A 14934-nucleotide genomic window follows, 5' to 3' on the forward strand; every position below is an offset into this window, starting at 1 on the left:
AGTGCCGAGCCTACTTGGCATTCACGGCCAACCCCCGTGGATGTCTTGAAGGCCACCCCCGCGTGCGCGGGAGTGGCCTTCAAGGGGGACAACCGATCTTGGGTTACCGGATGGCGAACACGCCGCTGGAAGCCCAGTCCAGCGCGAAGGCCGGGGCGACGCCCAGCAGCAGCGTGACGATGACGCCGAGGGTGATCGCCGCCGTGGTGAACGCGCCGGGCACGGTGACCGTGGGGCCGTCGGCGGCCGGTTCGCTGAAGTACATCAGCACGATCACCCGCAGGTAGAAGAACGCCGCGACCGCCGAGGCGATCAGCGCGACGACGACCAGCGGCGCCATGCCGTCGGCAAGCGCGGCCTCGAACACCACGAACTTGCCGACGAACCCGCTGGTGAGCGGGATACCGGCGAGCGCGAGCAGCAGGAAGGTGAACACCCCGGCCAGCAGCGGCGAGCGCTTGGCCAACCCGGCCCACTGCGACAGGTGCGTCGCCTCGCCGGAGGAGTCGCGGACCAGGCTGATCACGCCGAAGGTGGCGATCGTGGTGAAGCCGTAGGTCAGCAGGTAGAACAGGGTGCTCGACAGGCCCTTCTCGGTCAGCGCGATGGAGCCGATGAGCAGGAAGCCCGCGTGCGCCACCGAGGAGTAGGCGATCATCCGCTTGACGTCGGTCTGGGTGAGGCCGAGCACGGCGCCGATGACCATGGAGACGATCGCGACGCCCCAGAGCACCCCGCGCCACTCCCACTGGGTCGACTCCAGCGCGACCTGCAGCACGCGCAGGATCCCGCCGAACGCGGCGACCTTGGTGCAGGCGGCCATGAACGCGGTGACCGGGGTGGGCGCGCCCTGGTAGACGTCCGGGGTCCAGGTGTGGAACGGACCGACGGCCGCCTTGAACAGCAGGCCGACCACCAGCAGGCCCATGCCCGCGAACAGCAGCGTGTCGGAGCGGTCGCTGCCCGCCGCGGCCTCGGCGATGTCGGAGAGCCGCACCGAACCCGCGTAGCCGTAGAGCAGCGCGACGCCGTAGAGGAAGAACGCCGAGGCGAACGCGCCGAGCAGGAAGTACTTGACCGCCGCTTCCTGCGAGAGCAGGCGGCGGCGGCGGGCGAGGCCGCACATCAGGTACAGCGGCAGCGACAGCACTTCCAGCGCCACGAACATGGTCAGCAGGTCGTTGGCCGAGCAGAAGACCATCATGCCGCCGAGCGCGAACAGCGTCAGCGGGAAGACCTCGGTCTGCATCCCGGTGGAGGCCACCTGGGCGCGGTCCTGGATGGTGCCCGGCCGGATCGCCGCGCTGGCCACGAACGCGCCGCCCGGTTCCACCGAGCGGTCGGCGATCAGCAACACCGCGCCGAGCGAGAGCGCCAGCAGCGTGCCCCACAGGAACAGCGCGGGCCGGTCGACGGCGAGCGTGCCGAACATCGCGGTCTCGCCAGCGGCAGGCGCGTCGGCCACGTAGGTGACCAGCTTGATCCCCGCGGCCGCGATGGTCAGCAGCGACAGGGCGACCTGGGCGGGCCAGCGCAGGTGCTTGGGCAGCAGCGCCTCGAACAGCACGCTGAGGCAGGCCGCGCCGAGCACGATCAGGATCGGCCAGATCGCCGACACCGGGGGCGCCTCGACCTTGGGCGGCGCTGGTGGCTCCTGCGCGAGCAGGAGCACGGAGGACATCACCGACACTGCAACTGCCTCTCTCCGGACTGGACCGGGTCGACCAGGGCCGCCTGGCACATCGTGGCGTCCACGGTCGGGGTCACGACGTCGAGCACGGGCTTCGGGTAGAGCCCGAGGCCGACGATCAGCAGGACCAGCGGTGCCAGCACCAGCTTCTCCCGCCCGTTGAGGTCGGCGATGGCCCGCTTGGCGCCGATCTCGGGGTCGATCATGGTGCCCGGCCCGCCAGCGGCGCCGACCAGCGCGGTGCCGCGCAGCGGGCCCTGCATGATCCGCTGGTAGAGCCAGAGCACGTAGAGCGCGGCGAGCACCATGCCGACGGTGGCGATGATCGTGTAGACCGGGGCGTTGGGGAACGACCCGATGAGCACCAGGAACTCGCTGATGAAGGAGTTCGTGCCCGGCAACGACATCGAGCTGAGCCCGGCGATGAGCAGCATGGCCGCCAGCACCGGGGTCAGCTTGGCCATGCCGCCGTAGTCGGCGACCCTGGTGGAGCCGCCCCTGGCGATCACCATGCCGACGACCAGGATCAGCATGCCGGTGGCGATGCTGTGGTTGACCATGTAGGTCACCGAGCCGACCATCGCCTGCGAGCTGAACGCGAAGATGCCCAGCGCGATGAAGCCGAAGTGGGCGATCGACACGTAGGCCAGGAACCGCTTCATGTCCCGCTGGCCGGTGGCCAGCATCGACCCGTAGATCACCCCGACCACGGCCAGCACCAGCACCAGCGGCGCGAGTTCCTTGCTGGCCAACGGGAACATCGGCAGCAGGTAGCGCAGGAAGCCGAAGGTGCCGACCTTGTCGAGGATGCCGACCAGCAGCACCGCGACACCGATCGGCGCCTCGGCGGTGGCGTCGGGCAGCCAGGTGTGCAGCGGCACCAGCGGCGCCTTCACCGCGAAGGCGATGAAGAAGCCGAGGAACAGCCAGATCTGCGTCTCCAGCGGCGCCTTGCTCACCACCGAGGTCAGCTCGGACCAGTCGAAGGTGCTCTTGCCCAGTTCCTCGCCAGCCAGCACGTAGCAGCCGATGACCGAGGCCAGCATGATCAGGCCGCCGAGGAAGGAGTACAGGAAGAACTTGACCGCCGCGTACTGCCTGCGCGCCCCGCCGTAGGAGCCGATCAGGAAGTACATCGGGATCAGCATGATCTCGAACAGCACGTAGAACAGGAACACGTCGGTCGCGGCGAACACCCCGACGGTCAGCGCCTGCTCCAGCAGGATCAGCGCGAAGAAGCCGCCCTTGGTGCGACCCTCCGGCACCTTGTCCGCCCAGCCGGCGCCGATCACCAGCGGCACCAGCAGGCCGATGACCGCGATCATCACCAGCGCGATGCCGTCGACGGCGAAGGAGATGTGCACGCCGAAGGACGGGATCCAGTCCAGCGAGAAGCCCTGCTGGAGCCGGGCGCCGCCCGGCTCGAACTGGACCCAGGCCACGATCCCGATGACGAACTCGACGAGGGAGAACGCCAGCGCCGCCAGCTTGGCGACCCGGTCGTTGCCGCGCAGGGCGACCACGACGGCGGCGCCGACCAGCGGCAGCAGCAGCAACGCCGCCAGCAGCCAGTTCCCGGTCGAGGATGGGGTGATCATGCGAACCTCACCATCAGCAGTGCGGCGATCACCAGGATCGACCCGCCGAGCATGGACAGCGCGTACGAGCGGACGAAGCCGGTCTGCAGCCTGCGCAGTCGGCCGGAGCTACCGCCCAGGCCCGCCGCGATGCCGTTGACCACGCCGTCGACGCCGCGGTTGTCGACGAACACCAGGAACCTGGTGAGCCAGACGCCGGGGCGGGCGAACAGCGCCTCGTTGAGGTGGTTGCCGTAGAGGTCGGCCCGGGCGGCGCGCACCGGCCACGACACCCGCTGCGGCCGGGTGACCGGCTGCTCGCGGCGACCGAAGATGGCGAACGCGATGGCCGCGCCGATCGCGGAGATGCCGACGGTCAGGATCGAGACCGCGGTGTGCGACAGCGGACCGTGCACCTCGGCGAGTTCGCCGACCGAGGGCTCCAGCCAGCCGGGCAGCATCCCGGACAGCACCGCGCCCGCGCCGACCGAGCCGACCGCCAGGACGATCATCGGCAGCGTCATGGTCCAGCCGGACTCGTGCGGGTGGTAGGCCCGACCGTCCTCGGACTTGAGGTTGGTCCACCGGGCCTTGCCCAGGAACACCAGGATCAGCAGGCGGGTCATGTAGAACGCGGTCAGCCCGGCGCCGAAGAGCGCGATGCCGCCGAAGACCCAGCCGCGGCTGCCACCGGCGCTGAACGCGGCGCTGATGATGGCGTCCTTGGAGAAGTAGCCGGACAGGAACGGGAAGCCGATCAGCGCGAGGTAGCCCAGCGTCCAGGTGATGAAGGTGATCGGCATCTTCTTGGCCAGCCCGCCGAGGCGGCGGATGTCGCCCTCGTCGTTCATCCCGTGCATCACCGAACCGGCGCCGAGGAACAGCCCCGCCTTGAAGAAGCCGTGGGTGAGCAGGTGCAGGATGCCCAGCGCGTACCCGGCCGGGCCGAGGCCGACGGCCAGGATCATGTACCCGATCTGGCTGACCGTGGAGTAGGCCAGCACCTTCTTGAAGTCGTCGTAGGCGCAGCCGATCACGCAGCCGATCAGCAGCGTGATCGCACCGATGATCATCACGACGAACCGCGCGTCCTCGGCCTGCGGCAGCGAGTACAGCGGGCTGGAGCGGGCGATCAGGTACACGCCCGCGGTCACCATCGTCGCCGCGTGGATCAGCGCCGACACCGGGGTCGGGCCCGCCATGGCGTCCGGGAGCCAGGCCTGCAGCGGGAACTGGCCGGACTTACCGCAGGCGCCCAGCAGCAGCAGGATGCCGATGGCCACCACGACGCCGGTGGACTGGTTGCCGATCTCGGCGAACACCACGTCGTAGGAGGTGCTGCCCATGTGCTTGAACATCAGGAAGATCGCCAGCGCCAGGCCGACGTCGCCGACCCGGTTCATCAGGAACGCCTTCTTCGCCGCCGTGGCCGCGAAGTCCTTGCCCTGGTACCAGCCGATCAGCAGGTAGGAGGCAAGACCGACGCCCTCCCAGCCGAAGTACAGGGTCACGAAGCTGTTGCCCAGCACCAGCAGCAGCATCGCGGAGACGAACAGGTTCAGGTAGGCGAAGAACCGCCGCCGGTCCCGGTCGTCGGACATGTAGCCGATCGAGTAGATGTGGATCAGCGACCCGACACCGGTGATCAGCAGCACGAAGGTCAGCGACAGCGGGTCCAGCCGCAGTCCCAGGTCCACGCTGAGGCTGTTGACCGAGATCCAGTCGAACAGGTGCAGGTTGCGCGTGCGGTCGTCGGCAGCCAACGAGGTGGTGTCGAAGAACAGCAGCAGGCCGTAGCCGAACGCGCCGATGACCGTGGCGCTACCGAGCAGGTGTCCCCACTTGTCGGTGCGCTTGCCGCCGATGAGCAGCACAGCGGCACCGGCGGCGGGCAGCACGAGCAGCAGCCAGGCCAGGTTGGCGACCCCGGATGCCTGCTGTGCCCCGTCCGCGAGGGTGCCCGCGAGGTTGATGGTTCCCGTCACCGGAGGTTCCCCTTAGTACTTCAGCAGGTTGGAGTCGTCGACCGACGCGGTCCGGCGGGTCCGGAAGATCGACATGATGATGGCCAGACCGACCACGACCTCGGCAGCGGCGACCACCATGACGAAGAACGCCATGATCTGGCCGTCGAGGCTGCCGTTGATCCGCGAGAACGTCACCAGCGACAGGTTCACCGCGTTGAGCATCAGCTCGATGCACATGAACACCACGATGGCGTTGCGGCGCACCAGCACGCCGACGGCGCCGATGGTGAACAGCAGCGCGGACAGCAGCAGGTAGTACGTCGGGGTCACGACTCCTCCTTGCCTGGGGCGAGCGCGCGGGCGTCGGGGCCGGGCAGGGCGCCTGCGACCGCCTTGCGCTCCTGGTCGAGCTTCTCCGACGCGGTGGCGTCGATGAGCCGCGACAGCGACTCCTCGGCCACCGAACCGTCGGGCAGCAGCGCCGGGGTGGCCACCGAGTTGGAGGTGGCGAACACGCCGGGGCCGGGCAGCGGCGACGGGCGGTCGTGCTCACCGCGGAAGCGGGCCTCGACCAGTTCCTTCTGCGTCTTGCGGCCGCGCACGTGCCGGTCGACGTAGCCGAGCACCATCGCGCCGACGGCCGCGACGATCAGCAGCGCCGAGGTCAGCTCGAACGGGAAGACGTAGTCGGTGAACAGCTTCAGGCCGATGTTGGCGACGTTGCCGTCACCGCCGTTGGCCTGCTCACCGGCCAGGCCCAGCGGCCGGACCTCGGTGAGCGCGCGGGCCACCGCGGCCACGATGAGCACCGCGAGGCCGACGCCGAGCACGGTGGCCCACATCCGCTGCCCGCGCAGCACCTCGACCACCGAGTCCGAGGAGTCGCGGCCGACGAGCATCAGCACGAACAGGAACAGCATCATGATCGCGCCGGTGTAGACGATGATCTGCACGAACCCGAGGAACGGGCCCTGCTGGACCATGTACATCACGCCGAGGCTGAGCATGGTCAGCACCAGGAACAGCGCCGAGTGCACGGCGTTGCGGGCGAAGATCATGCCGAGGCCACCGGCGAGCGCGAGCGGGCCGAGCACCCAGAACGAGATCGCCTCACCGGTGGTGACGTGCGTGGCCGCCTCCTGGGCCAGCAGCAGTGCGCTCACTTGGCCGCCTCCGCGTTGCGGGCCAGCTGCGGGCCGTTGACGTAGTAGTCCTGCTCGTTGTCACCGAGGCGCATCGGGTGCGGCGGCTGCTCCATGCCCGGCAGCAGCGGCGCGAGCAGCTGCTCCTTGGTGTAGATCAGCCGCTGCCGGTCGTCGTCGGCGAGCTCGAAGTCGTTGAGCATGGTCAGCGACCGGGTCGGGCAGGCCTCGATGCACAGGCCGCAGCCGATGCAGCGCAGGTAGTTGATCTGGTAGTCGGCGCCGTAGCGCTCACCGGGGGAGTAGCGGTCCTCGTCGGTGTTGTCGCCGCCCTCGACGAAGATCGCGTCGGCCGGGCAGGCCCAGGCGCACAGCTCGCAGCCGACGCACTTCTCCAGCCCGTCCGGGTGCCGGTTGAGCTGGTGGCGGCCGTGGTAGCGCGGCGCGGTGCCGGGGAAGTTCTCCGGGTACTCCTCGGTGACGACCTTCTTGAACATCGTCGAGAAGGTGACCCCGAAGCCCTTCAGGGGGTCGAAGATGCTCACTGCTCAGTCTCCTTCTGCGCGCCGCTGCCCGCGTCCGAGCTGACGCCAGCGCCGACCGCGGCCTTCTCCCGCCTGCGGCGGACCTTCGGCTTGAGGTCGGCCTTGTTCGGGACCTTGAGGTCCAGCGGCGGCACCGGGTACCCGCCGCCGGTGACCGGAACGGCCTGGCCGTCGGTGCGCGGTGCCCGCTCCGGCAGCAGGAAGACCACGCCGATGAGCACCACCAGCACGATGCCGCCGGTGATCAGGATGGTGCTGGTCGGGATCTCGTTCTGGTTGCGGAACGCGCGCAGCGCCACCACCAGCACGATCCACACCAGGTTGGCGGGAACCAGGATCTTCCAGCCGAGCCGCATGAACTGGTCGTAGCGCAACCGCGGCAGCGTGCCGCGCAGCCAGATGAAGACGAACAGGAACAGCCACGTCTTGCCGAAGAACCACAGCAGCGGCCACCAGCCGGTGTTGAAGTAGTTCGCGTCGATCAGCGAGATCGGCCACGGCGCCATGTACCCGCCGAGGAACAGCGTGGTGCAGAACGCCGAGACGATCACCATGTTGACGTACTCGGCGAGGAAGAACAGCGCGAACTTCATCGAGCTGTACTCGGTGTGGAAGCCGCCGACGAGCTCGGACTCGGCCTCCGGCAGGTCGAACGGCGCCCGGTTGGTCTCCCCGATCATCGACACGAAGTAGATGAGGAAGCTGGGGATCAGCAGGTAGAAGTACCAACCGCTGGCTTGTTTGTCGACGATGTCGCCGGTGGACAGCGAGCCGGAGTAGAGGATGACGGCCACGATGGACAGTCCCATCGCGATCTCGTAGGAGATCACCTGCGCCGCCGAGCGCAGACCACCGAGCAGCGGGTACGGCGAGCCGGAGGCCCAGCCCGCGAGCACGATGCCGTAGACGCCCATCGACGAGCAGGCCAGCACCACCAGCACGCCGACCGGCAGGTCGACCAGCTGCAGCACGGTGCGCTCACCGAAGATCGAGACCTCCGGGCCGAACGGGATCACCGAGAAGGCCAGGAACGCCGGGATGGTGGACATGATCGGGGCCAGGAAGTAGACCTTCCTGTCCGCGGTGTCCGGGATGATCTGCTCCTTGAACGGGAGCTTGATCGCGTCGGCGATGGACTGGAACCAGCCGTTGGGGCCGACCCGGTTGGGGCCGGGGCGGTGCTGCATCCTGGCGACGATCTTGCGCTCCAGGATGATCATCGCCATGGTCGCCAGCGCGCCGAGCAGCAGCAGCGCCACCGCCTTGATCAGGATCAGCCAGATCGGGTCGTCGGCCAGGAGTTGGGCCCTGGTCATGAATTGCCTCCAGTCACCGTCACCACGGCGCCGTGACCGGCCCCGAGGGTCCTGCGCACGGTCGAGCCAGCCGAGTTGCCCGGCAGCCAGACCACGCCGTCGGGCAGGTCGGCGATCTGGACCGGCACGGTCACCGAGCCGCGGTCGGTGGCGACCGTCGCGGTCGTGGCCACGCCGAGGTCGGTCGCCGTCTTGAGCGAGAGCCGGGCGTAGACCGGGCGCGCGGTGCCAGCCAGGTTCGGCTCACCGTCCTGCCCGGACCCGAGGTCGAGCAGCTGCCGCCAGCTGGCCAGCACGGCCTGCCCGGTACCGGGGGTGGCCGGGGCGGGCGCCACGTCGGGCGCGGCGGCGGAGGCGGCGACGGAGCCGAGCCTGGCCAGGTCGGCCGCGCTGGCGGCCGGGGTCTGGGTGAACAGGTCGACGTCCATCTCCACGGCCAGCGAGTCGAGCACCCGGCTGTCGGGCAGCGCGCCGGTGCCCTCGAGGGTGTTGCCGAACTCGCGGCGGCGGCCCTCCCAGTTGAGGTAGCTGCCGGACTTCTCCACCGCGGGGGCGATCGGCAGCACCACGTCGGCGAGCGCGGTGGCCGCGCTGTGCCGCAGTTCCAGGCTCACCACGAACCCGGCCTCGGCGATCGCCCGCAGCGCCAGCTCCGGGTCGGCCAGGTCGTACGGGTCGACCCCGCCGATGACCAGGCCGTCGAGCTTGTGGTTGTCGGCGGCGGTGAGGATCGCGTCGGTGTCGCGGCCGGGGGTCGCGGGCAGCGATCCCTCGGCCAGGCCCCAGGTCTGCTCGACCGCGGCACGGGAAGCGGCGTCGGCGACCAGGCGGCCACCGGGCAGCAGGGTCGGCGCCGCACCGGCGTCGAGCGCACCGCGCTCACCGGCCCGGCGCGGGATCCAGGCGACCTTGGCGCCGGTCGACCCGGCCAGCCGCAGCACCGCGCTGAGCAGCCCGGGCACCTGGGCGGCGCGCTCGCCGACCAGGATGACCGACCCCGCGGCACCCAGTGCCTCGGTGACGTCCGGGGCGTGCGCGGCGAGGCTGTCGAGCGCGGCGGGCTCGCTGCCGGGAACACAGGCCAGCAGCGTGCCGTTGGTCTTGGTGACGCTGGGCGTCGTCCACTGGCCGAGGTGGAAGACCTTCGTCCGGTTCTTGCGGGCCGCCTTGCGCAGCCGCAGGAACACGATCGGGGCCTCCTCCTCCGGGTCGAGGGCGACCAGCAACGTGGCCGGTGCCTGCTCGATGCCGGTGAAGGTCACCCCGGTCGCCGGGGTGGTGCCGACCACGGTGGCGGCCAGGAAGTCCAGCTCCTCGGCCGAGTGCGGCCGGGCCCGGAAGTCGATGTCGTTGGTGCGCAACGCGATCCGGGCGAACTTGGCGTAGGCGTAGGCGTCCTCGACGGTCAGCCGACCGCCCGCGAGCACCCCGACGCCCTTGCCGTCGCGGGCCTTGATCAGACCCGCCGCGGCCAGCTGCAGCGCCTCGGTCCAGCTGGACTCGACCAGCTCACCGGTGCCCGCGTCGCGCACCAGCGGCCGGGTGATCCGGTCGCCGAGGGTCGCGTAGCGGAAGGCGAACCGGCCGCGGTCGCAGATCCACTCCTCGTTGACCTCGGGATCGTCGCCAGCGAGCTTGCGCATGACCTTGCCGCGCCGCCAGTCGGTGCGCTCCGCGCAACCCGACGAGCAGTGCTCGCACACGCTCGGGGTGGACACCAGGTCGAACGGGCGGGACCGGAAGCGGTACGCGGCGCTGGTGAGCGCGCCCACCGGGCAGATCTGGATGGTGTTGCCGGAGAAGTAGCTCTGGAAGGGCTTCTCCTCGGCGATGCCGATCTGCTGCTGGGCGCCGCGCTCGAGCAGCTCGATGAACGGGTCACCGGCGATCTGCGCGGAGAACCGGGTGCAGCGCTGGCAGAGCACGCAGCGCTCCCGGTCCAGCAGGACCTGGGTGGACACCGGGATCGGCTTGGCGAAGGTGCGCTTGGTCTCGACGAAGCGGGACTCGGTGCGCCCGTGCGCCATGGCCTGGTTCTGCAGCGGGCACTCGCCGCCCTTGTCGCAGATCGGGCAGTCCAGCGGGTGGTTGATGAGCAGCAGCTCCATCACACCCTGCTGCGCCTTGTCGGCGACCGGCGAGGTCAGCTGGGTCTTGACCACCATGCCGTCGGCGACGGTGATGGTGCAGGAGGCCTGGGGCTTGGGCATCGGGCGCCCGCCCATCTCGACCTCGACCAGGCACTGGCGGCAGGCCCCGGCCGGTTCGAGCAGCGGGTGGTCGCAGAACCGCGGGATCTGGATGCCGAGCCGCTCCGCGGTACGGATGACCAGCTCACCCTTGGGGGCGTCCACCTCGTGGCCGTCGACGAGCAGCCGCACGTGGCCCTCGGGCACCGGCTTGGTCGTGGTGGGGTTCTCCGGCGCGATGGTCATGACTGCGCTCCAACCAGGGCCTTGTTCTTGTCGCACAGGGCCAGGAACTCGTCCTTGAAGTACTTGATGCCGCTGGTGATCGGGCTGACCGCGCCGTCACCGAGCGCGCAGAACGAGCGGCCCAGGATGTTGTCGCAGATGTCGAGCAGGGTGTCGATGTCGGACTCGGTGCCCTTGCCGTCGACCATCCGCTCCAGGATGCCGGTGAGCCAGTAGGTGCCCTCGCGGCACGGGGTGCACTTGCCGCAGGACTCGTGCTCGTAGAACTGGGTCCACTTCATGACCGCCCACGGCACCGACACGGTCTCGTTGAAGACCATCACCGCGGTGGTGCCCAGCATCGAGCCAGCCGCGGCCGCGCCCTCGAAGTCCAGCGGGACGTCGAGGTGCTCGGCGGTGAACATCGGCGTGGACGACCCGCCCGGGGTCCAGAACTTGAGCGGGATGCCGTCCTTCATGCCACCGGCGAGCTCCAGCAGCTCGCGCAGCGTGGTGCCCAGCGGCGCCTCGAACTGGCCGGGGTTGGTCACGTGGCCGGAGATCGAGTAGATCTTCGGGCCGGGCGACTTCTCGGTGCCCATGGTGCGGAACCAGTCGGAGCCGCCGTTGACGATGAACGGCACGCTGGCGATGGTCTCGACGTTGTTCACCGTGGTCGGCGCGGCGTAGAGGCCCGCGGCGGCGGGGAACGGCGGCTTGAGCCGCGGCTGGCCGCGGCGGCCCTCCAGCGAGTCGAGCAGCGCGGTTTCCTCACCGCAGATGTAGGCGCCCGCTCCGGCGTGGACGGTGATCTCCAGGTCGTACCCGGAGCCCAGGATGTCCTTGCCGAGGTAGCCCGCCTCGTGCGCCTCGCGCACGGCGGCGTTGAGCCTGCGGATGCAGTGCAGGGCCTCACCGCGCACGTAGATGAAGCAGTGGTGCGACCGCATCGCGTACGAGGCGATGACGCAGCCCTCGATCAGCGAGTGCGGGTCGGCCATCATCAGCGGGATGTCCTTGCAGGTCCCCGGCTCGCCCTCGTCGGCGTTGATCACCAGGTAGTGCGGCTTGTCCTCGTTGGGGGGCATGAACGACCACTTGATGCCCGCCGGGAAGCCAGCGCCGCCGCGGCCGCGCAGACCGGAAGCCTTCACCAGCTCGACCAACTGCTCGGGGGTGCCAGCCAGCGCCTTGCGCAGCGCGGTGTAGCCCTCGAGCTGCTCGTAGGTCTTGATGGACCAGGAGTTCGGGGACAGCCAGCGCTTGGTCAGCACGGGGGTGACCGGGGCGGGCTTGTTGACCGGGGTCGTCACTTCTTCTCCACCTCCGGGAGCGGCGGGTTCGGCATGACCGGCGCGGTCCAGCCGCGGTCCTCGGCCAGCTTCGCCCCGCGCAGGGTCTCCACCGCGGCCGACGGACCGTCCACAGTGGCCCGGTAGCCCGGCTCGTCCTCCGGCCAGAACCCGGCCAGCTCCAGCTCCGCGGTGCGGAAGTCGCGCAGCGGGGCACCCCGGGTCGGCGCGGGCTTGTCGCCCCCGCGCAGCGCGTCGACCAGCGCCACCGCCTTCTCCGGGGTCTGGTTGTCGTAGAACTCGTAGTTGACCTGGATGACCGGACCGAGGTCGCAGGCGGCCAGGCACTCGGCGTGCTCCAGCGTGATCGAGCCGGGCGCGCCCGGCTCCCCCGCGGTCTCGTTGTGGCCGAGCTTGCGGCCACCCTCACCGAGGTGCTCGCCGAGCTTCTTGTAGATCTCGTCGCCGCCCAGCACCGCGCACAGGGTGTTGGTGCAGACGCTGACCAGGTGCTCGCCGCAGGTCTTGCGCTTGTACATCGTGTAGAAGGTCGCGACCGCGCTGACCTCGGCCGCGGTCAGGTCCAGCTGCAGCGCGCAGAACTGGATGCCCGCCTGGCTGACCCGGCCCTCCACCGACTGCACCAGGTGCAGCATCGGCAGCAGCGCCGACCGCGCCTGCGGGTAGCGGGCGATGATCGCCTGCGCCCGCTCGACGGTCTTGGCGTCGAAGACGCTCAGGTCCTCGGCGATGTCGGTGACCAGGTGCTCCGCCGCGACCGGGGACACGGCCAGCACGTCGGTGTCGCCCACCGTCGACTGGTGCGTCGCCCCGGCGCCCACGCTGGAGCCACCGTACGTGGAACCGGTGCTGCTCAACGGTCACACCCTCCCATCACGGGGTCGATCGAGGCGACGGCCGCGATCACGTCGGCGACCTGGCCGCCCTCGGACATCGCGGGCATCGACTGCAGGTTCACGAAGCTTGGGTCGCGCACGTGCACGCGCAGCGGCCGGGTGCCGCCGTCGGAGACCAGGTGGTAGCCCAGCTCGCCGCGCGGGGACTCGATCGGCACGTACACCTGGCCTGCCGGGACGTGGAAGCCCTCGGTCACCAGCTTGAAGTGGTGGATCAGCGACTCCATCGACTGACCCATGATCTTGCGGACGTGCTCGAGGGAGTTGCCCATGCCGTCCGGGCCGATGGTCAGCTTGGCGGGCCAGGCGACCTTCTGGTCCTCGACCATCACCGGGCCCGGCTCGAGCTTCTTGAGCGCCTGGTTGATGATCCGCAGCGACTGGTGGATCTCCTCGACGCGCAGCAGGTAGCGGGCGAAGGAGTCGGCGTCGTTGGAGGTGGGGACCTCGAAGTCGTACTCCTCGTAGCCCAGGTACGGCTCGGTCTTGCGCATGTCCCACGGCAGACCGGCCGAGCGCAGGATCGGGCCGGTGACGCCAAGCGCGAGGCAGGCGTCCACCGGGAGGTAGCCGACGTTCTTGAGCCGGTTGCGCCAGATCGGCTGACCGGTGAGCAGCTTGTCGTAGTCCGGCAGCCGCTTGTTCATCGTCTGCAGGAATTCCTTGACCTTGACCTCGTACCCGTCCGGGAGGTCTTGGGCCACACCGCCGGGGCGGATGAACGCGTGGTTCATCCGCAGGCCGGTGATGAACTCCAGCACGTGCAGCGCTTCCTCGCGCTCGCGGAACCCCGACGTCATCGCGGTCAGCGAGCCCAGCTCCATGCCGCCGGTGGCCAGCGCCACCAGGTGCGAGGAGATGCGGTTGAGCTCCAGCAGCAGCACCCGGATGACCTGCGCCCGGCGCGGCGCCTCGATGCCGAGCAGCTTCTCCACCGCGAGGCAGTAGGCGGCCTCGTTGGACAGCGGCGCCAGGTAGTCCATGCGGGTCACGAAGGTGACGCCCTGGGTCCAGGTCCGGTACTCGCAGTTCTTCTCGATACCGGTGTGCAGGTAGCCGATGACGCTGCGGGCCTGGGTGACCGACTCGCCCTCGAGCTCGAGCACCAGCCGCAGCACGCCGTGCGTGGACGGGTGCTGCGGGCCCAGGTTGATGACGATGCGCTCGTCGTGGATCGCGTCCTCGAGGACGGTGTCCCAGTCGCCGCCGGTGACCGTGTACACCCGGCCCTCGGTGGTCTCCCGCTCGGCCGCGTCCTGGATGTTCTCGCTGCTGGTGGTCACGAGTACGACCTCCGCTGGTCCGGCGGAGGGATCTCCGCGCCCTTGTACTCCACCGGGATCCCGCCGAGCGGGTAGTCCTTGCGCTGGGGGTGGCCGTCCCAGTCGTCGGGCATGAGGATGCGGGTCAGCGCGGGGTGGCCGTCGTAGACGATGCCGAACATGTCCCAGGCCTCGCGCTCCTGCCAGTCCGCGGTCGGGTAGACCTCGACCACCGACGGGATGTGCGCGTCGTCGACGTCCACCGCGACCTCGAGCCGGATGCGGCGGCGGTAGGTCATCGACGTCAGGTGGTACACCGAGTGCAGCCGCTGCGGGACGTCCACGCCGTAGTCCACACCGGACACCGAGCTGCACAGCTCGAACCGCAGCGCCGACTCGTCGCGCAGCAGCCTGCACAGCTCGAGGAGGTGCTCGCGGCCCACGTAGAACGTGATCTCGCCGCGGTCGACGGTGACCTGCTGGATCGCCTCGGCCGGGACACCGCGCGCGGCCATGGCCGCGCTGAGGTCGTCGGCGAACTCGTCGAACCAGCCGCCGTAGGGGCGCTCGGCGGGGGCCGGGCTGTAGGCGGGCAGGACGAGACCGCCGAAGCCGGAGGTGTCGCCGGTACCCGCGACGTTGAACATGCCCTTGCGGGTGCGACCGGCCTGCACCGGCTCGGCCGGGGCGTTGGTGTGCCCGGCGACGGCGGTGGGCTCGTTGAGGCCCTCGGCGGGCTGCTGGGCGCTGGAGTGCGCCGCGCCCGTCTCCTTGCCCGCGTCGGCTTCCGGTGTGGTGGGGTTGTCAGCCAT

12 protein-coding genes are annotated in these 14934 nt (G+C 69.8%); all 12 read right to left on the minus strand.

Annotated features, from left to right (window positions below; genetic code table 11):
- Window positions 1-103: 103 nt before the first annotated feature.
- Genes nuoN through JOD54_RS03405 form a run of 12 tightly spaced genes read right to left on the minus strand, consistent with a single transcriptional unit; the run spans window position 104 to window position 14934 of the window.
- Window positions 104-1681, minus strand: coding sequence for an NADH-quinone oxidoreductase subunit NuoN (nuoN, locus tag JOD54_RS03350; RefSeq protein ID WP_204449124.1), 1578 nt, complete (start codon window positions 1679-1681; stop codon window positions 104-106).
- On the minus strand, window positions 1681-3288 hold the full coding sequence (locus tag JOD54_RS03355) for an NADH-quinone oxidoreductase subunit M (RefSeq protein ID WP_204449125.1): 1608 nt from the start codon (window positions 3286-3288) through the stop codon (window positions 1681-1683). Before JOD54_RS03355 ends, nuoN begins: the two co-directional genes overlap by 1 nt.
- Window positions 3285-5240 (minus strand): NADH-quinone oxidoreductase subunit L, encoded by a 1956-nt coding sequence (nuoL, locus tag JOD54_RS03360; protein ID WP_204456049.1) that lies wholly within the window; start codon window positions 5238-5240, stop codon window positions 3285-3287. The genes JOD54_RS03355 and nuoL overlap by 4 nt, the downstream gene beginning before the upstream one ends.
- 24 nt (window positions 5241-5264) lie before the next feature.
- Window positions 5265-5564, minus strand: coding sequence for an NADH-quinone oxidoreductase subunit NuoK (gene nuoK, locus JOD54_RS03365; protein WP_204449126.1), 300 nt, complete (start codon window positions 5562-5564; stop codon window positions 5265-5267).
- A complete protein-coding gene (locus tag JOD54_RS03370) occupies window positions 5561-6397 on the minus strand; it encodes an NADH-quinone oxidoreductase subunit J (RefSeq protein ID WP_307859812.1) in 837 nt (278 codons plus the stop codon). The genes nuoK and JOD54_RS03370 overlap by 4 nt, the downstream gene beginning before the upstream one ends.
- Window positions 6394-6921 (minus strand): NADH-quinone oxidoreductase subunit NuoI, encoded by a 528-nt coding sequence (nuoI, locus tag JOD54_RS03375; protein ID WP_204449127.1) that lies wholly within the window; start codon window positions 6919-6921, stop codon window positions 6394-6396. The genes JOD54_RS03370 and nuoI overlap by 4 nt, the downstream gene beginning before the upstream one ends.
- Entirely contained in the window at window positions 6918-8237 is a 1320-nt protein-coding gene (gene nuoH, locus JOD54_RS03380) for an NADH-quinone oxidoreductase subunit NuoH (RefSeq protein ID WP_204449128.1), read from the minus strand. The genes nuoI and nuoH overlap by 4 nt, the downstream gene beginning before the upstream one ends.
- Window positions 8234-10672 (minus strand): NADH-quinone oxidoreductase subunit G, encoded by a 2439-nt coding sequence (locus tag JOD54_RS03385; protein ID WP_204449129.1) that lies wholly within the window; start codon window positions 10670-10672, stop codon window positions 8234-8236. Before JOD54_RS03385 ends, nuoH begins: the two co-directional genes overlap by 4 nt.
- Window positions 10669-11964 carry an NADH-quinone oxidoreductase subunit NuoF gene (nuoF, locus tag JOD54_RS03390; RefSeq protein ID WP_204449130.1) on the minus strand — a complete coding sequence of 432 codons (1296 nt, stop codon included), beginning with the start codon at window positions 11962-11964 and terminating at the stop codon, window positions 10669-10671. Before nuoF ends, JOD54_RS03385 begins: the two co-directional genes overlap by 4 nt.
- On the minus strand, window positions 11961-12821 hold the full coding sequence (nuoE, locus tag JOD54_RS03395; RefSeq protein ID WP_443601188.1) for an NADH-quinone oxidoreductase subunit NuoE: 861 nt from the start codon (window positions 12819-12821) through the stop codon (window positions 11961-11963). The genes nuoF and nuoE overlap by 4 nt, the downstream gene beginning before the upstream one ends.
- A complete protein-coding gene (locus JOD54_RS03400) occupies window positions 12818-14143 on the minus strand; it encodes an NADH-quinone oxidoreductase subunit D (RefSeq protein ID WP_204449131.1) in 1326 nt (441 codons plus the stop codon). Before JOD54_RS03400 ends, nuoE begins: the two co-directional genes overlap by 4 nt.
- Window positions 14140-14934, minus strand: coding sequence for an NADH-quinone oxidoreductase subunit C (locus tag JOD54_RS03405; RefSeq protein WP_204449132.1), 795 nt, complete (start codon window positions 14932-14934; stop codon window positions 14140-14142). Before JOD54_RS03405 ends, JOD54_RS03400 begins: the two co-directional genes overlap by 4 nt.

The organism is Actinokineospora baliensis (genome assembly GCF_016907695.1).
Classification (GTDB): domain Bacteria; phylum Actinomycetota; class Actinomycetes; order Mycobacteriales; family Pseudonocardiaceae; genus Actinokineospora; species Actinokineospora baliensis.